Source organism: Candidatus Poribacteria bacterium (genome assembly GCA_026706025.1).
Lineage (GTDB): Bacteria > Poribacteria > WGA-4E > WGA-4E > WGA-3G > WGA-3G.
The window spans coordinates 92,279-109,309 of sequence record JAPOZO010000050.1 but is presented as its reverse complement, the minus strand read 5'-3'; the positions used below and the strand labels follow the sequence as shown (position 1 = coordinate 109,309).

Here is a 17,031-nt window from a genome sequence, read left to right as displayed (position 1 = left end):
AGGGGCAATCGCATCCACCGCTACTGTTGTAATTTATCACAAAACCACCAGAATTGCAAGCACCCAACAATTGTAGGAGCGACCTCTCGGTCGCGACATCCTTGACCGCTAATTGCTGACTGCCTTTGAAAAAAACTTGATATGCGTTTTCGTTTTGCGTATAATATATGAAGAGTTAGTCTAAATTCTGTGATTTTCTTTTCGGCGTAACTTACGAGCCGAAACTTGCTATAGAAAGTTTGAAGGAAATAATTATGCAAAGAAGACGCGCCAGAACGCAATATTGTAAAGGTGAACTCATTGAACGTGAGGACTTCTCTGAAGATTTAGCCGCGTTCAGATTCCGTGTTGATAAGCAGTTACCATTTATACCCGGACAATACGCCACTATCGGTTTTGAGGTTGACGGAAAGATCGTCCAACGTCCGTATTCGATAGTTTCTTCCCCACACGAACCTTTCATGGAGGTTTTCGTGGAATTAGTGCCAGAGGGCGCTACGACCCCCCTATTTTGGGCATTGGAGTTAGGCGACACCGTGTTTATTCGAGACCGCCTCGTCGGAAAATTCGTGATGGACACGGAGAGCGGGATGACACGCCACGTCATGGCGGGAACTGTGACCGGTGCTGCACCCTATATTAGCATTGCGCGGACACAAAAAATTGAGCAGGAACAGGGCAAATCGAGTCCGCATCAAATCATAGCGATTGTCGGTGCAAGCCGTTCATGGGAACTTGGGTATTATATGGATGAACTCAATGAACTCGCGGCGCAGGAAGAGTGGTTCACGTTTGTTCCAACGGTCAGTCGTCCGTGGGAAGATCCAGACTGGCAAGGCGAGAGTGGTCGTGCCGAAGATGTAATTCGGAAGTACGGCGACCAACTCGGCTTTGACCATACCAACGCTGTCGTCTATGCGTGTGGACATCCGCAAATGATTGAGAATTCAAAAGCGATCTGGGCGCGCGCACGTTTCCCTGAAGAACGGATTAAAGAGGAAAAATTCTTTGTGATTAAGGAATAGTGGCGATGGGTGAGGTCATCCACGCTTGCAGAAGGACTTTATCTGAACAGCAATAGCACATTGATGTAATACTGATATGGGCGCGTTTATGAAGCGCGCCCTATTTTTTTCCTTATTCGTTGTTAGCCCTTTGTCTCATTTGGTAGATAAACATGTTCGTCATGAACCGGTAGACATCCGAGGAACGTCTCGACGCAAGTGGCGCACGGCTATCGATCTCAGCCGTCTCCATACTGCATAAGTAATCGAGCGGGCAAAATACGACTGCCAGACGAGGTTTACCTAACCGTCCCGGCACCAAGATGCCCTTGATATATCGCCATTTTGTGTTCCCGCCTTCGTAACCTGTTCCCCAAAACGCCGAACCGCCGACAGGCGTTTTTTTCAGTTTGTAATAGGACTGAAAAATCTCATGTCGTATATCATCCAGGGTTTTCATCGGATACTCAGGGAATATCTCGCGTAACTCGGTTTCTACAAGATTCGCGAACGATTTTTCGTTACCGCCGTCCCCGCAGTAGTCAAAAAACAACATACCGTTATGATCGAGAATATATTTGCGCAGGGCTGCGCGCTCGGCATCGGTGAACCTTGATGTCTGTGAATTGCGGTCAGCGAGTTGTTGGTAGGACACCGACATCGCTTGATCGTGTCCTGTCATGATCACGAGGGGGGCATCCATAATGCGGTCGTCTGTGAGCGGCAACGCGCCACCCGCGTATTTCATATCAGCGGTAATCGTTCGCACATTCTCACGCAACCATTTTATTAACGACGGAACCGCTGTTGGGTCCTGCCACCAGTCGCTCATTTGGTGCTTGAGGCGTATCAGTCGGATATGGCCACGCACGATGCCGCCCTCTTCATCAATGATGCTCCCGAGTTTATCCCCAATCTCATCTCTGTAACTACCAATAGTGTCTGGAATCCCTTCACCGAATGCATCTTGTCCGGTACCACTTGATTGCGTTACGTTACCGAGCCCCGTCCCTGAACCTCCACCCCCTGTGCCTTTGCCGATGGTATTTCCAACCCCGGTGCCTTTTCCGTTCATTGTTAAACCGCGTCCGTCCTCAATTTCTCCACTACCTCTTTCTACCGTAGGTGAGTTGACATCGGTAGGGGCGAGAATGGCCTCTGGTGAAGGGGCAAGGTCTGCCACTGTGGCGAGCGGTGGTGCCTCCAACTTCGGTTGGGATTCAAGTCGTGGGAGTGATGACATAGATGAGGGCAAACGCTTCGCTGCCGAGTCCTGAATGGATGTTGTAGCAAGCTTCCTTGCTCAGTTCGACTTGTCGCACTATCTTTTTTGGCTTATGTATTCGCTGCGGTGGGCGTACAAAATCCACAGTGAACTTATCTTCTATTTGTTCTACCAGCGGTTTGAGTAACCATATCGCGGTTGCGATAATTAAAATTACATGCACTACTAAAGAATATATCAGTGCTCTATTTCTGCGTTGTTTGGCATAATATTTTTCAATCATGCGTGTGTTCATAATTATTCCTCTATTAAATTAACCTAAGTTGCCACCTTGGCGACAACGTAGATTCAATACTAAAACCGTATAAAGGTACTATTATTCATATTATGATTTATTTGATAATTCTATGCTTATATGTAATGATGGCATAATGTAAAAGATAAACTAAGATGAAGTGATAGCTTTTAAAAATAGCAACTTGGGGTAAGTCTTGATAAACAAATTTTGCTGTTGGGTTTTGCTGGGGCGGAGCAATATGTCTATAGCAGCTATTTATTAAAGAGACAATTTTGGAACGGGAAAGGTGCATAATATGGAAAAAATGAACAGAGCGGGCACAAATATGTGTGGAATTTTATGCTAACGCTCATTATCACTTCCGTCGTTGCGATGTTGGTTTTTGTAGAGTTGGTACAATTTTAAAAGAAAAGTCTTGAGTCACGAGCGGCTCCATCTTTCCGAACGAACTAATCTTCCCGAGTAATTGGATTTGCAAGGCTTGGTTTCTGCCTTGTATGTTCTTATCAGCAGTAATAGGAATTCTAATGGTTTCATCACTGTTTGCACTTACTTTTGGAATTGGCTCCGGTTTCTTAAAACGCAACCCGGCTATAGATGATGGTTCAAACCTAATTTGAATATTACGCGCTGTGCCACCGTTGTTACGAATGATGAACTTAAGCCGCGCTGTTTCGCCTGCATCAAGGAAACCGTTTCCTGAAGGCTCCTCTAAGGAGGCTGCTATTGAGAGGTTTGGAGGTGCCGACGAAGTTGACCACGGAATTAGGTTTAACCTGACTGCCCCGAAGATTGCCACTGCAATAATGCCTAAAATAACGGCATAAGACAAAACTTTCTTCCGAATTTTCTTATTTCTCTCTATATTACTGGCGAACTTTATCACTTGAATCAATTCGCGTGCCTTCCGATGGTTCGGATTGAGTATTAACACGGTATCCACCGCAGTTTTGGCATCGTCAAACGCACCTATTTCAAGATACGCCTGCCCCAAGCCGAAGTGCCCTTCTATCGAACTTGCATTTGCCTTGATTACCCTTTTGAACGCAGCCGCGGCTTGATCATACTGTCTGCTGTTAAGAAAAACCTGTCCGCGTTCTAAGTCTTGCTTCATATCGGACGGGTCTGTCGGTGTAGGTGTTTGCTTTGCCGGTTCAGGTTCGGGACGAACAGGGCGCGCCTGTTCGATGGCTTCTAAAAGTTGACGGGCGGATTGCGAGTCGGCATCAATCCCTAATGCCGCTTTCGCCGCGTTTTCTGCGTCATCAAGTTGTTGCATTTCAAAATAGATTTCGCCTAAACTCGTGTGCGCTTCTACAAAATCCGGATCCAAATCTATCGCCTTTCGGAACTCCGCAATTGCTTCTGTGTACATTTTCGCGTCTAAATAAGCGAGACCGAGTTCGTGGTGCGTTTCTTGTGTGGGTTTTGCAGCCGACTGTGGGTCTGCGGTGTGTTCTGGTACTGACGGCGTAACATCCTGCACTCCTGGCGTTGAAGGACTCGGTGGTGGCGTGAAACTCGGATCAATGGCTTCCAAAAGCGAGCGCGCGGGTTGATAATTGGCATCTATTTTTAACGCTTCTCTCGCCGCATCTCTTGCCTTTCCAAGTTCTTGTTGTCCAAGGTAGGAGAGTGCAAGCGCATGGTGTGCAGCTGTATGGTTTGGATCAAGGACTATCGTCTTTTCAAGCGATGAGACGGCGCGAGGGTACGTCTCCATCTTGAGATAAGCCAACCCAAGATTGTAATGTGCAACCGCTAAATCGGAATCGAGGGTGATGGCGTTTTGGAAGGCGGTAACGGCTTCACTATAACGTTCATCATTCAGATAGGTGATACCTCTGTTGTAATGTTCCTGTTTTATTCTATCTGTGAGTTCGTGTGCCCGTTGATAGTTCGGGTCAAGTCTTAGTGTCTCTGTGATGGCATTCGTTGCAGCTTCCAAATTGCCCGATTCTCGGTAGGCGCGTGCAAGGTTGTAGTGCGCACGTTTGAGATGCGGAGCAATGGCAATAGCGCGTTCAAGGTGTGGTATCGCTTTGTCGGATGCTCCCTGCTCTACGTAAGCATAACCGAGGTTGTAGTGCGCGTCAACGAGATCGGCATCTTGTGCGATCGCGTATTGTAACGCTTCAACCGCCTCCTGATACGCCTTCATGCCGATATAGGCAGCACCAAGATGGACATAGAGATGTATATTTTCCGGATGGGAGTCCTGTGAGTTATCGTCTAAATCTGCGTCAAGCGTTATGGCTTTCTGGAGTGCTGCAACGGCTTCGGTATATTGTCTATCATCTAAATAGGCTTTGCCCTTGTCATGGTATGCCTCTATGATAGTACCGTACAGCAGCAATGCTGGTTGATAATTGGCATCAAGTTTTAATGCCGATGCGACCGCTGTACTTGCATTTTCGAGTTCGTTCTGTTCGAGGTAGGCGCGACAGAGCGCAGCGTGTGCACCTATAAAATTCGGATCCAGCTTTATGGCTGCCTCGAACTCAGGAACGGCTCTATTGTATTGTCCCGCCTCCAGATAGGCGATCCCAAGGTTGTAATGTGCTTCTTTTATAGCGTTCATTTTGTCTTGTTAAAGGAATATCAGATACTTTTAATTTTAGTATTATTTTACCAGATTTGCCTTAATGAGGCAAGCAAAATTCTTGAGTGCATTTCAATTTTGAGGTATAATAACACAGCAAATTTATAGATAAAACAACACGCATTCTGACTACAAAACCCGACTCGGACTATCCATGCAGCAACACGCGCCTGCCCTTTCTACATCTCCTCCTCACCAGAAAATTCGTTGGCGGATTATTTGGATCGGGCTCGCGCTGATTCCCTTCAATAACTATTGGGTCTTCGCATCGCTACGTTGGGATCAAGGTTTCCCGACGACGATGTCCCTCTTTTTCAACGCGATTTTCGCACTCGTTGTGTTGATAGCTCTCAACACGCTCCTTCACCGATTTACACCGCGCGCTGCACTCACCCAAGGCGAATTGTTGACACTCTACGTGATGCTATCCATAGCCTCCGCCATTTGTGGACACGACCTGTTTGAGGTCATCATTACAAATATTGCCACCGTTGGATGGTTAGCAACAGAAGAGAATGAGTGGCGTACACTCTTTCACCGCTATCTCCCTGACTGGCTCGCCTTGACGGATAAAAGTAAGTTGACCGTCTATTTTACGGGTGAATCTACCCTTTATCTGCGTCCGCACCTCCAGTTATGGTGGCAACCGGTGCTGGCGTGGAGTGGGTTTATCATTGTGCTGCTTTTCACAACATTTTGTATCAACGTGATTCTGAGAAGGCAGTGGATTGAAGTTGAACGGCTCAGTTACCCAATTATTGAGCTGCCGTTCCAGATGACGACGGCGCGCTTTTTCCGATCAAAGTCGTTGTGGATGGGTATTGCCCTCGCAGGTGGGATAGACGTGATTAACGGCTTACATTTTCTGTTTCCCAATTTTCCTGGACTCGGCGGTGAATTCTACGATCTCCGTCCCCTGTTCACAACGAAACCGTGGAACGCCATTGGCTGGACACCAATAGTCTTTTTCCCTTTTGTTATCGGGATGGCGTACTTTATTCCGCTTGACCTCTCCTTCACATTCTGGTTTTTCTATATCTTCTGGAAATTTGAGATGATTTTCGGCAGCATTGCTGGCTTGCAGCGGATTCCGGGATTTCCATTTATCTTTGACCAATCGTTTGGCGTCTGTGTCGGTGTGTTATTGATGGCGTTGTGGAGTGCGCGGCACCATCTGCGCGATGTTCTCAGACAGGCGTGGCGTGCGAACAGAAAAGTGCAATCAAACGAACCGATGTCCTATCGCGCTGCGGTGTTAGGATTGATCAGCGGTTTTCTGCTACTAACCGGTTTCTGGTGGGTCGCGGGCATGTCACTCTGGGTGGCAGTCCTCGTTCTTGCGATCCACCTGATAACTGTGACAGTCATTACCCGCGTCCGCGCTGAATTGGGACCACCGATTCACGATCTACGCTCCATGGGACCCGATGTCTTACTTCCCAAAATGTTCGGGATGCGCCGACTTGGCGGGCAGAACCTATCGCTATTTTCGCTTGTGTTCTGTTTCAATCGTGCCTACCGAGGCAATACCATGCCACATCAATTAGAGGGCTTGAAATTGGCGGAACGCTCGCGCAGTGCCTCGCGACGGATGGCTGTCGCAATACTCCTCGCAATGGTAATCAGTCCACTTGCCGCTTTTTGGGGCGCGCTTCATATCGGTTATGAACATGGGGCGATTGAAGTCTGGTCAGGCTCTGTATTTAACCGCACGCAGAGCTGGTTGACGAACCCAATGCCTGTGAACATTCCGTCATTGATTGCTATGGTTTTCGGACTGCTGTTTGCGTTTTGCCTCACGTTGGTTCGACTCCGCTTTTTCTGGTGGCCCCTATATCCGATTGGATATGCGATCTCTGGGACCTGGGCAGTCAACTTTTTCTGGTTCTCGGTCTTTATCAGTTATTTCATCAAGTTAGCCATTCTCCGTTTCGGGGGGGTACGGACTTACCGACGTGTCGCTCCCTTCTTTTTAGGGCTGATTTTAGGCGAATTCCTTGTCGGAAGTGTCTGGGGACTCCTCGGTATCTTCCTGCAGATGCCGATGTATCGGTTTATTTGGTGACGAATGGACGCGGTTTTAAGTCATATCTACCCGTGGCAGTGAACGTTTTCACTTGACAAAGATTGGCAAATTCCCGTAAAATATACAAGACTTCTATCAATGGAGTATACCGCGATATATTTGAAGATTGAAGGCTTCTGAGACTTGCTATGAAACAGATACAACAACTTCGTCGAATTACGATATGGGGTGTCGGGTTAATCGGAGGTTCGCTTGGGCTTGCGTTGAAAAAGAACGGATTTCAGGGACAACGCGTCGGGTTGGGACGAAACATCGGTAGACTTGGGGATGCTCTTGAACACGATGCCGTTGATGTAATAACGACGGAGTTAGCGGAAGGGCTTCGAGAAACGGATCTCGTCGTGCTGTGTACACCTGTTGCCTTGGTTCCGAGGTTGGTACAGCGGATCATTGAATCTGTTAACACACAGCAGCATCGGATCGTCCTGACCGATGTCGGTAGCACAAAATCAACACTCGTTGAGGCAATCGAGGCGCAGCTACAGGAACAGAGGGTGGATGCCCTCTCTTTTATTGGTGGGCACCCGATGGCAGGTTCTCATGAGACCGGGGTCGGTGCCGCACGGGCAACACTTTTTCAAAAAGCAACGTGTATTTTGACACCGACTCCAAACACTGACCCGGATGCCTTAGGGTTGATCAAAAATCTATGGGAATTCGTTGGGGCAGTACCGCATCTCCTTTCCCCGAAAACCCATGATCTCCTCATCGGTGCTGCAAGCCATCTCCCGCATCTTGTTGCAAGTCTTCTCGCCAATACGGTTGCGAATGTGGAAACCGAAGAGGGTAAGGCGTTGGATTTTACGGCAACCGGTTTTCGGGATTCTACCCGGATCGCCGCAGGTTCGCCGGACTTATGGACCGACATTTTCACAGAGAATAGAGATGTACTTGTATCCTTGATCGGCGACATCGTTGAAAACTTAACAGCATTCAAAACATTGCTTCAGACTGATGACTTGGCTGAGGTTGAACGTGTACTTCTGGAGGCACAAGTTACCGTCAAAAAGCGCAGCGAAAAAATAGGGGGCGCATGAAAAAGATTGGATCTCAGGTAACGATTGCGATAGACGGACCTGCCGGGTCTGGGAAAAGCACGGTCGCGCGTCACGTCGCAGAAAAACTCGGGCTGCTTTATCTCGATTCCGGTGCTATGTACAGGGCAGTGACCGTGTTGGCGATCCGAGGTAAACTTGCAGCCGATAGCCCTGAACTGTTTGAGCAGGTAAAGGCGTGCCACATTGAATTTCAGGATAACGGTAAAACGATTTTGCTCAATGCCGAAGATGTATCTCTCCTGATCCGCACACCGGCAGTTAATAGGCGCGTCGCAGATGTTGCAAAAATACCAGAGATTCGCCATGAGATCGTCAAGCATCAACAACGTATCGGTGGCGAGGGGAGTATCATCGCTGAAGGCAGAGATTTAACGACGATTGTTTTTCCAAACGCCGATTTTAAGTTCTATCTTGATGCCTCTGTGACAGAACGCGCGAAGCGGAGACTCGCCGAACTCCAAAGACAAAACGTAGATATAACGTTGGCAGCAGTTGAAGCGGAGATTACTGATCGCGATGAGAAGGATAAAACACGGGCACACAGTCCGCTCCGTGCCGCTGACGACGCGATTATCCTTGATACAACCGATAAAACGATCGATGAAGTCGTTGATTTTATTATAGCGACGGTATGTAACGCCGAAATCGATTCAAAGTAAAATTATGTGGTATACCAATAATCAATTTTGGACTTCCCGTCCGATCTATCGATGGGGACATCGGATCACAAACATTTTTTGTAAAACCGTGGGGCGACTTGAAGCACGAGGTCTTCACCATATTCCGAGGGAAGGTGGCGTGTTATTCGTGGCAAATCACGTCAGTTTCCTTGATCCGGTAATTGTCGGTGCCGCCGCGAGTCGTGAGATTCATTTCATGGCACGAAGTAACGCATTCGACCTCCCGGGTTTAGGGAAACTCATTTCAATTTATAATGCCTACCCTGTCAATAGAGGCGCAGCAGACTTAGGCGCATTGCGAAAGACAATCTCACTTTTGCAAGACGGCAACGCTGTGTTGATGTTTCCAGAAGGGACCCGTAGCGTTGATGGTACGTTAGGTAAGGCGCATGATGGCGCATGTTTTATCGCGGACCGAGCCGATGTGCCGACGATACCGGTGTTTCATAGGGGCGCGGAACGGATATTGCCGCGCAACAGCAAACGGCTCCGCCGATCGAAACTCACTGTTATATTTGGTCAACCGCTTGAACCTATCGCTAAAGATTTTGAAACGCGGCGCGAAAAGTATCAGCAGATGGGCAACCAGATGATGGGCGCAATCGCAGATTTGCGAGATGAGATGTTAATCGACAGGTGAACTATCCTAAACTCTAATATCAAACTCACGTTAAATTGAAATTTACGGGTTCGCCAGAATGAGTAGGACATCCCCCTCTTGGACTTGATACGTTTTGCCTTCGGCTCTCAGTAAGCCTTTGCTGCGCGCTTCTATGTAACTCCCACAAGTTATTAAGTCTTTCCAGTTGATTGTCTCTGAACGGATGAAAGCATTCGCAAAGTCGGTATGAATACGTCCTGCTGCGTCAACGGCGGTTTGCCCTTCGCGCAGCGTCCAGGCGCGCGCCTCCGTTGGGTTGATTGTGAAGAACGTCAGCATCCCTAATAGCCTATACGAGGTCTGAATAAATCGCTCTAAAGCGGACTCGCGCAACCCCATCTCTTCCATGAAAATCTCAGTATCGGTTTCATCAAGTTCTGAGAGTTCCATCTCTAATTGTGCAGCGAGTACAATGACTGCTGTTTGCGGTTCTGTTTCGTATTTAGTGAAGTATTTGAGAATTTCATCTGCCAGCTCCAGTTGCGTTTCACCGATATTGCAGACCAGCAACAACGGTTTCTGCGTCAAAAACCCGTAGCCGCGTATCAACTTCTCTTCATTGGTAGATAACTCAAGGGCACGCAGCGGTTTTCCGCTTTCTAAGGTCTGCTGGCACACCTCTAAAAGCCGAATCTCGTTTTGCTGCTCTGGCAGCTTCTGATTTTGATATTGTTTGCGGAGCCGGTCAAGTCTACCTTCAACAATTTGCAAGTCTGCGAACGCGAACTCAACGGAGACGCTTTCAATATCGCGTTCCGCGTCAACGCTACCATCAACATGTGGAACCGATTCGTCCTCAAAAAGCCTGACGACATGCGCAAGGGCATCGACGGTGCGGAGTTCCGCAAGCATCCCTGAATCTAATTCCGCTTGTTCTACGTCCGATTTGGTTACGCCTGCAACATCTACATAATCAATTGTAGCGGGTGTTATTTTTGAGGGGTCAAGGATTTCTGCCAAACGCGTCAGCCGCTCGTCTGGGATATTCGCAGTGCTGAGGTTTATTTGTCCGCGGCTGGTGTAACCCCCAACTTCTGCATTGGATTCTGCTAAAGTGTTAAACACTGTCGTTTTTCCGACTTGTGGTCTGCCTACGATACCTATCTTCATTTTTTTTAACCCATTTATTTCGAGGGTGAGATGCTAACCTCGCTGATATTGGCAAAATCTAATTGACAAGGGCTGTGTAAACTGGTAGTATAAGGGTAAATAGGGAATCCGACTCGGAGGTGAGTTGAACATGAGCGTCCTCAACGGGAAGTGGCGGCGGTACATCGTCAAAGGTTTGACGGTTCTCTTAATCTTCACGGTATGCCTTGCAGTTTTGCAATGGTTCATCATCAAAGAGTTATTCGGTTTTGGCGTAGATATGGTGAAGGACGCACTGATTCAACAGGCACCTGAAGGCGTTGAACGGTATGACATCGAAATGACGTTTGATCGGGTCAAAACCGCTGGTATGCAACTCCCATTCAGTTTTCTCACTGGAAAAATCAGTCTCCGCAAGATTAGAGCCGTTGGTAGATATGCGATTCAAGCAAACGATGATCAAGTTTGGGACGCTGATGAAATTAACACGCTCCTACGAATGATGAACGCCTCTGTCGGGGTTAAAGGAGGGACCGAGTGACTTGCATTATCAACTTGCAAGCGACACTTAGACAATGCAGACACATTTGATTACCCCTTATGAAAAATTTGCCTACGCATACGATCGGATGATGACAAACGTCAATTATACGCGCTGGACACATTACATTGAGTCACTTTTTGAGAAATATGATTCTAAACCCCTTCGCGTCCTCGATTTAGCATGCGGCACTTGTGCCTTGACGATACAACTCGCATTAAAAGGCTATCAGATGGCAGGTGTTGACCGGGCTGTCGGTATGTTGGATATTGCCAAGGAGAAGGTGACAGCGCACGAACTGGACATTGAACTGCATTACGGGGACATGCGGGATTTTCAGTTGAACCAGCAGTTTGACGCTGTCCTCTGCACATACGATAGCATTAACTATGCTTACGACGAAACCGAGTTAAGTAACGTCTTCAAGTGCGTTGCTGAGCATCTCGAACCCGGTGGATTGTTTATCTTCGATGTGACGACAGAACGGAATATCGTTGAGCATTTTCACAATAAAACGTTTGCCTCAAACCATGAGGACTATACCTACATCTGGAAAAATAACTACCTCCACCATTCCAAGATGTGCCGCACCCTGCTGACCTTTTTTATCCGTGAAGGCGAATTGTTTCGACGCTATGAGGAGGTACACCAGCAGCGGATCTTTGAAGTACCCACTGTTAATAACTTACTCAAGGCGGCTGGATACAAACCCTTGAGTGCTTACGATATGTACACTTTTAACCGGTGGAACCGCTACTCAGACCGAATTAACTTTACGGCACGTCTCGCCTGAGATGGTAACGCTCCAAACGCTTCCTATAGCTGTATGGACTTTCAAGATGCGCGCTCTGAGAAGCGCGCCTGTCTGTAAATTTTTACAGCCCTTCTGCGATGAGATCGCCGACCTCTTCGGTCGTATAACCCATACGTCCGGCTCCGAGATCTTTGATTTTTCCACTTGCGAGTAGATCGCTAATAGATGTTTCCACTTGGTCTGCCGCGTCTGCATGACCGAGGTGATCAAGCATCATGCCTGCTGCGCCGATCGCTGCTATCGGATTAATCTGATTTTTGCCAGTATAACGTGGCGCGGAACCATGAATCGGCTCAAACATAGCCACGCTCTCCGGGTTCAAATTCCCAGACGCCGCGACGCCCATACCACCTTGAATCATCGCACCGAGATCGGTGATAATGTCCCCGAACATATTACACGTCACAACGACATCAAACCATTCTGGATTTTTCACCATCCACATCGTGGTCGCATCGACGAATGCGTATTCTTTTTTGATGTTAGGATAGTCCTCACCAACCTCGTCAAAAACGCGCCGCCAGAGGTCGTGGGCGTAGGTCAGGACGTTTGCTTTATCGCAGAGAGTCAAGGTGTTTTCCTTGTTCCGCTTTTGTGTGAGTTCGTAAGCATAACGGACACAACGTTCCACACCTTTATAGGTGTTGATCATCTCTTGAATAGCGACTTCATCACGGGTACCACGTTTCAAAAAACCACCGATGCCGGCGTATAAGCCTTCGGTATTTTCGCGAACGATGATAAAATCGATTTCCTCGGGACCCTTGTCTTTCACCGGGGTCGGCACACCCGGATAGAGTTTGACAGGTCTTAGGTTAATGTAGAGATCGAGTTCAAACCGGACCTTGAGCAGGATGCCTTTCTCTAAAATACCGGGTTTAACGTCGGGGTGTCCAATCGCACCGAGGTAGATAGCATCAAGTCCTCGGAGTTCTTCTAATACGGAATCCGGTAACACCTCACCGGTCGCAAGATACCGGTCGCCACCGATATCGTATTCGACTGTTTCATATTGAATGCCTGATTGCTCAGCTGCTGCCCCGAAGACTTTCATCGCTTCACGCGTCACTTCGGGGCCGATTCCATCGCCAGGGATGAGACCGATTTTGTACATTGATTATCTCCTAAATATATCATTTCTTGAATTTTGGACTCCTTATATTTTACCACATCTGGGCTGATATTGCAAATTCGCAAAGGGTGGTACGGGCAGGGTCATTCAATTGTCAGTTTTTGGTGTTGTCCTTTTCGCAGGTGATAATACTTAATATATATTATGTATTTTTAAAAAAACCAGAAATTTTCGCTGGATTTCGCTGGATTTCGCTAGATTTCGCACCGGATCCTGCAAAAAAAGCCGTCCAATCCAATAATTTCTTAAAATTGAATGGTCCTGATGGTACGGGAAATTGGTATTTCCGTAAAAAACGTTGATATGCTATAATGGGTATCGGCATTGCGATATATTTCTAACATCGGAGCATCACCTTGATTAGCGAAGCGCGCCTGAAAACAATTCTCAATCAATTTCGCGACCAGCGAATCTTGGTCGTCGGAGATTTTTATCTTGATGCCTACTGGTACATTGACAAAACCCGCTCGACACTGTCGTTAGAAACGCCGTGGCACACGAATCCGGTTGTTGAACAACGCTATAGCCCTGGCGCAGCAGGGACCGTCACAAATAACCTGAAAGCGTTAGGTGTAGGGACGGTCTATACGTTAGGTGTTATCGGTGAAGACGGATTTGGAGGGACACTCCGCAATTGTCTGCAGGCGAGTGGATGCCTGACGGATTTTATGATACAGGTCCCAAATCGGGTGACACCTACCTATCTTAAACCGATTCACCGCGGCTATGAAGGTGTAGAAACGGAGGGACCGCGCTTTGATATTGAGAATCGATCCCCAATGGCGACGGAAGTTGAAGCGTCGGTTATTGACGCGCTCCAAGCGTGTATTCCGCTTGTTGACGGTATAATCGTTGGGGATCAGATGCCATTTGAGAACTTAGGCGTTGTCACAAACCGCGTGAGAGCGGAATTGTGTGAATTAGCGTTAGCATTTCCTGAAATTATCTTTTTTGCCGACTCACGTACGCGGAGTGGTAAATATAAAAACGTCATCATTAAACCGAACCGGTTTGAGGCAAAACGTGCTGTTCAGCCAGAATGGAGTGGACAGGAAGTTGACATTCAGGAGGCAAAGCAGTGTGCCGTCGCCCTGGCAGAGAGAACCCAAAATACCGTGTACATCACCCTCGGTGAAAACGGTATCCTTGTCTATTGTGAGGGTGAATTCACCCACATCCCGGGGATGCCAATTGATGATGAGACTGATCCTGTTGGCGCGGGAGACAGTGTTTCAGCAGGACTTGTGGCGACACTTTGTAGTCTTGGCGTTGATGCTGCTGTTGATGCTGCTTCTTTTGGGAATCTGGTGGCTTCAATTACGGTCACCAAAATCGGTACGACTGGTACTGCTTCACCCGCAGAAATCCTTGAACGCCATCGGAGCCTTGTGAATCTATGAATCTTTTTGATGCGATAACACAGCGCCGAAGCCATCGCGGGACGTTTCAGGAACGCGCCATAGATGCCCCTGACCTTGAGAAGCTCATTGAAGCTGCCCGATGGGCACCTTCACCCTTCAATGTCCAACCTTGGGAACTTGTGATCATTCAGGAAGCGGAGGGCAAAACCGCGCTTGCCAGTGTGACGGAACAAGCTATTGTTGACCAATTCAAGGATGCTAAGTTTCTGGATGACAACAGTCGGTGGATGCGTCTGACAGAAGCGGAATGGCAGGAACATGGTGATGGTGTTCTACTTGAAGAACACGTCACGCTACCGAAGCCGCTTCAGAACGCGCCTGAAAAATTATTGCAAGGGTTACTAAAAAATGCGAAATCTTTCACGCTTTTGGGGCATTTAGGCGCGGGGAAAATGCCTGCCAAAGAGATTGCCGCACAGGTACGCGAGGCACCGCTGCTCATGTTGGTAACAATGAATTGTAAAAGGTATCCACCCGGTGAAGGCGGAACTCGGTGGATGTGGTTGAGCATGGGGATGTTGATCCAAAACATGCTCCTCGCCGCAACTGCCCTAAAAATCGGTGTGCAGTTTGTCAGCGCACCTCTTGAACGCGTTGCGGATCGTGAGCAGATCCGCCAACTTTTCAATATTCCTACTTCTCATGAGGTGATTACACTACTCAGGATGGGATATGTTGCGGAAAATGGTGTGGACTCTGTGCGCTTGCAAACTTCGGAGTTTGTACATTTCGAGAAAATCGGAGAGACAGAGTAGTGATAGCGACATCGGCGGGCATGGAGACCCGCCGCAACACGCTCGTGTCTATTATGCTTCGCGATTCTGTAAAAGTTCTTTCAATGCCGCTTTCTGTCTTTTCAGCCGCCGTAGCTGGCGTTGACGGATTTGTGTCCGGCGCCGGACCTGTCCGCTTTTACTTCTTGGCATAATTTACCCCCTTTCTTCGACGGTTTTGGCGAGGTACATGACTCCGGATGTGCAGCACGCTTCTACCTCTGCCATTGCGATAGTAAGTTCTGTTTCTGAACGGGCATGTAATTGTAGTCTCTCTTCGGTGATTGTGATGTAACGCTCGTTCTCTACGTCAGCAAATTCAAGTTGTTCTGCGTTTTCCTTCACCAAAGTGTAGTTCACAAGTCCTTCTTGTGAAGACGCGTCATCTGTTGACGACTCAAAATTCTCTTTTATCCCTAAACCGTTGAAATTTTTATAAAGCGCGCGGGCAGGCAGCACATCAGGGGACACTATCGGTCGAGGTGGGACTGCTTCTGATGGAATTGTTTCTTGAAGGACAGCCGGCTCTGGTTCCAGAGATTGAAATTCTTCAGACAGATCGCTTTCTGTTTCTATAGACGAAGGTAAACTGTCTTTAATAACGGCTTCTTCTCCATCTATCACTGCCGTGAGAGAAATGGATTCGGTGGGATCGGATTCAATCTCATCATCTAAGCCGGTATTTGAAAAGACGGAAAGAGGTTGAGATTGATATGTTTCCGAATCTTCTTGTGCCAGGACATCTGTAAGAATCTCTTTAACATCTTCACGACCCTCAATAATTATGTCTATTTCTTCCACGAGTGCCCGTAACGTTTCTATACCGATGGCTTGAATCATTGGATGAAATGCCAGTATCTCCGGTGGTGCTGCTTCAAAAAGCGAGCGCGTAACGAAAGCGACCTCGGCGAGTTCGCGATTACCAGTCAGCTTGAGGCGTTTTTCGCATGCTGTAAGGGCCTGTGTTAATTTTTGCATGAAGTCCGGTGTTACCAAATGCGGGAGCACCTCTAAGCGAAAATGGTCGCAGGCCTCTTCTGCTTCCGGTATTGGAACTGATTGACCCGCATTTATGACCGCTTCCTCTACATTTACATTTCTATGGGAGACGGGGTCTCCTTCAGGTTCAAGAAGTGCCTCCGATATATCCGTGGGTGCGTCTGTATTTTCCAGTTCATCCTGCTCGAGTACTTCCATTACCCGTTTATGCATCAGGATCGGGTCGAAATGTATGCCTTCAAACTCCGGTTCATCAAGCAGTTCTCGACTCTGTGAGATGCAGGCGTGTAGATGTTCCTCTTCCGATTTTTCATAGGGGAGTCTACGTTGCTTCTCAAGTGCGAGTTGCTTTTGTCTGGATTTCCGGTCGCGATTCCGTTTTTCGCGCTTCCGTGCCACATTTGTGGTGCGGCGCCCCTTTTTCTTTGCCATAATAATGTATTTTACTATAACTAACGTGGTTATTTGGTGAGCACTTCAACGATTTTTCATTATGCCAAACGGTGTATAACACCGAGTTTAGCACACTATTTTAAGTATATACCAACATATTTCCGTTGTCAAGTCTAAATTTTATCATATCTATTAAATTTTCCGTCGCTGCTGTCTTTGTTGATAGGATTCCTACCCCGCCTCTTTCCGAGACAC

General features: G+C 47.7%; 15 protein-coding genes. 9 read left to right on the top strand and 6 right to left on the bottom strand.

The genetic code is table 11. The features are described 5' to 3' along the window. Positions 1-254: 254 nt before the first annotated feature. A complete protein-coding gene (locus OXH00_10640) occupies positions 255-1,025 on the top strand; it encodes an FAD-binding oxidoreductase (protein MCY3741467.1) in 771 nt (256 codons plus the stop codon). A 112-nt stretch (positions 1,026-1,137) separates the two neighbouring features. Here OXH00_10640 and OXH00_10635 read toward each other — a convergent pair whose 3' ends face one another. The 3 genes from OXH00_10635 to OXH00_10625 form a co-directional block, all read right to left on the bottom strand. After that, entirely contained in the window at positions 1,138-2,247 is a 1,110-nt protein-coding gene (locus OXH00_10635; protein ID MCY3741466.1) for a DUF4159 domain-containing protein, read from the bottom strand. Next, positions 2,225-2,524, bottom strand: coding sequence for a hypothetical protein (locus OXH00_10630; protein MCY3741465.1), 300 nt, complete (start codon positions 2,522-2,524; stop codon positions 2,225-2,227). The genes OXH00_10635 and OXH00_10630 overlap by 23 nt, the downstream gene beginning before the upstream one ends. 358 nt (positions 2,525-2,882) lie before the next feature. Beyond that, the gene (locus tag OXH00_10625) at positions 2,883-5,108 is read right to left on the bottom strand and encodes a tetratricopeptide repeat protein (GenBank protein ID MCY3741464.1); all 2,226 of its coding nucleotides are present in this window, start codon (positions 5,106-5,108) and stop codon (positions 2,883-2,885) included. A 175-nt stretch (positions 5,109-5,283) separates the two neighbouring features. On the opposite strand from OXH00_10625, the gene OXH00_10620 reads away from it, so the two are divergent. The 4 genes from OXH00_10620 to OXH00_10605 all read left to right on the top strand — a co-directional run bounded on the left by OXH00_10620 (position 5,284) and on the right by OXH00_10605 (position 9,593). Beyond that, positions 5,284-7,194, top strand: coding sequence for a hypothetical protein (locus OXH00_10620; GenBank protein MCY3741463.1), 1,911 nt, complete (start codon positions 5,284-5,286; stop codon positions 7,192-7,194). 149 nt (positions 7,195-7,343) lie between these two features. Beyond that, on the top strand, positions 7,344-8,252 hold the full coding sequence (locus tag OXH00_10615; GenBank protein ID MCY3741462.1) for a prephenate dehydrogenase/arogenate dehydrogenase family protein: 909 nt from the start codon (positions 7,344-7,346) through the stop codon (positions 8,250-8,252). Then, positions 8,249-8,932, top strand: a complete 684-nt coding sequence (gene cmk / locus OXH00_10610) for a (d)CMP kinase (protein MCY3741461.1) — start codon at positions 8,249-8,251, stop codon at positions 8,930-8,932. The genes OXH00_10615 and cmk overlap by 4 nt, the downstream gene beginning before the upstream one ends. Before the next feature lie 4 nt (positions 8,933-8,936). Continuing rightward, entirely contained in the window at positions 8,937-9,593 is a 657-nt protein-coding gene (locus OXH00_10605) for a lysophospholipid acyltransferase family protein (GenBank protein MCY3741460.1), read from the top strand. 42 nt (positions 9,594-9,635) lie between these two features. Here OXH00_10605 and ychF read toward each other — a convergent pair whose 3' ends face one another. Beyond that, positions 9,636-10,724 carry a redox-regulated ATPase YchF gene (gene ychF, locus OXH00_10600; GenBank protein MCY3741459.1) on the bottom strand — a complete coding sequence of 363 codons (1,089 nt, stop codon included), beginning with the start codon at positions 10,722-10,724 and terminating at the stop codon, positions 9,636-9,638. Between the two features lie 130 nt (positions 10,725-10,854). Between ychF and OXH00_10595 the strand changes: the two genes are divergently transcribed. Both OXH00_10595 and OXH00_10590 read left to right on the top strand, forming a co-directional pair. Further along, positions 10,855-11,244 carry a hypothetical protein gene (locus OXH00_10595; protein MCY3741458.1) on the top strand — a complete coding sequence of 130 codons (390 nt, stop codon included), beginning with the start codon at positions 10,855-10,857 and terminating at the stop codon, positions 11,242-11,244. 34 nt (positions 11,245-11,278) lie between these two features. Then, positions 11,279-12,037: a class I SAM-dependent methyltransferase gene (locus OXH00_10590; protein ID MCY3741457.1), complete on the top strand. Its 759-nt coding sequence runs from the start codon at positions 11,279-11,281 to the stop codon at positions 12,035-12,037. A gap of 82 nt (positions 12,038-12,119) precedes the next feature. On the opposite strand, the gene OXH00_10585 is transcribed toward OXH00_10590, so the two are convergent. Beyond that, a complete protein-coding gene (locus OXH00_10585; GenBank protein MCY3741456.1) occupies positions 12,120-13,172 on the bottom strand; it encodes a 3-isopropylmalate dehydrogenase in 1,053 nt (350 codons plus the stop codon). 374 nt (positions 13,173-13,546) lie between these two features. Between OXH00_10585 and OXH00_10580 the strand changes: the two genes are divergently transcribed. Further along, positions 13,547-14,590: a PfkB family carbohydrate kinase gene (locus tag OXH00_10580; GenBank protein ID MCY3741455.1), complete on the top strand. Its 1,044-nt coding sequence runs from the start codon at positions 13,547-13,549 to the stop codon at positions 14,588-14,590. Beyond that, positions 14,587-15,366: a nitroreductase family protein gene (locus tag OXH00_10575; GenBank protein MCY3741454.1), complete on the top strand. Its 780-nt coding sequence runs from the start codon at positions 14,587-14,589 to the stop codon at positions 15,364-15,366. The genes OXH00_10580 and OXH00_10575 overlap by 4 nt, the downstream gene beginning before the upstream one ends. Positions 15,367-15,540: 174 nt before the next feature. Here the strand turns inward: OXH00_10575 and OXH00_10570 are convergent, their stop codons facing one another. Continuing rightward, entirely contained in the window at positions 15,541-16,815 is a 1,275-nt protein-coding gene (locus tag OXH00_10570) for a hypothetical protein (GenBank protein ID MCY3741453.1), read from the bottom strand. Between the last annotated feature and the right edge of the window lie 216 nt (positions 16,816-17,031).

Excerpts from the sequence above, each read along its gene's own strand:
- OXH00_10625 (MCY3741464.1), bottom strand. The coding sequence starts at position 5,108 with ATGAACGCTATAAAAGAAGCACATTACAACCTTGGGATCGCCTATCTG.
- OXH00_10640 (MCY3741467.1), top strand. The coding sequence starts at position 255 with ATGCAAAGAAGACGCGCCAGAACGCAATATTGTAAAGGTGAACTCATT.
- ychF (MCY3741459.1), bottom strand. The coding sequence starts at position 10,724 with ATGAAGATAGGTATCGTAGGCAGACCACAAGTCGGAAAAACGACAGTG.
- OXH00_10590 (MCY3741457.1), top strand. The coding sequence starts at position 11,279 with ATGCAGACACATTTGATTACCCCTTATGAAAAATTTGCCTACGCATAC.
- OXH00_10615 (MCY3741462.1), top strand. The coding sequence starts at position 7,344 with ATGAAACAGATACAACAACTTCGTCGAATTACGATATGGGGTGTCGGG.
- cmk (MCY3741461.1), top strand. The coding sequence starts at position 8,249 with ATGAAAAAGATTGGATCTCAGGTAACGATTGCGATAGACGGACCTGCC.
- OXH00_10620 (MCY3741463.1), top strand. The coding sequence starts at position 5,284 with ATGCAGCAACACGCGCCTGCCCTTTCTACATCTCCTCCTCACCAGAAA.
- OXH00_10605 (MCY3741460.1), top strand. The coding sequence starts at position 8,937 with ATGTGGTATACCAATAATCAATTTTGGACTTCCCGTCCGATCTATCGA.
- OXH00_10585 (MCY3741456.1), bottom strand. The coding sequence starts at position 13,172 with ATGTACAAAATCGGTCTCATCCCTGGCGATGGAATCGGCCCCGAAGTG.
- OXH00_10635 (MCY3741466.1), bottom strand. The coding sequence starts at position 2,247 with ATGTCATCACTCCCACGACTTGAATCCCAACCGAAGTTGGAGGCACCA.
- OXH00_10575 (MCY3741454.1), top strand. The coding sequence starts at position 14,587 with ATGAATCTTTTTGATGCGATAACACAGCGCCGAAGCCATCGCGGGACG.
- OXH00_10595 (MCY3741458.1), top strand. The coding sequence starts at position 10,855 with ATGAGCGTCCTCAACGGGAAGTGGCGGCGGTACATCGTCAAAGGTTTG.
- OXH00_10630 (MCY3741465.1), bottom strand. The coding sequence starts at position 2,524 with ATGAACACACGCATGATTGAAAAATATTATGCCAAACAACGCAGAAAT.
- OXH00_10570 (MCY3741453.1), bottom strand. The coding sequence starts at position 16,815 with ATGGCAAAGAAAAAGGGGCGCCGCACCACAAATGTGGCACGGAAGCGC.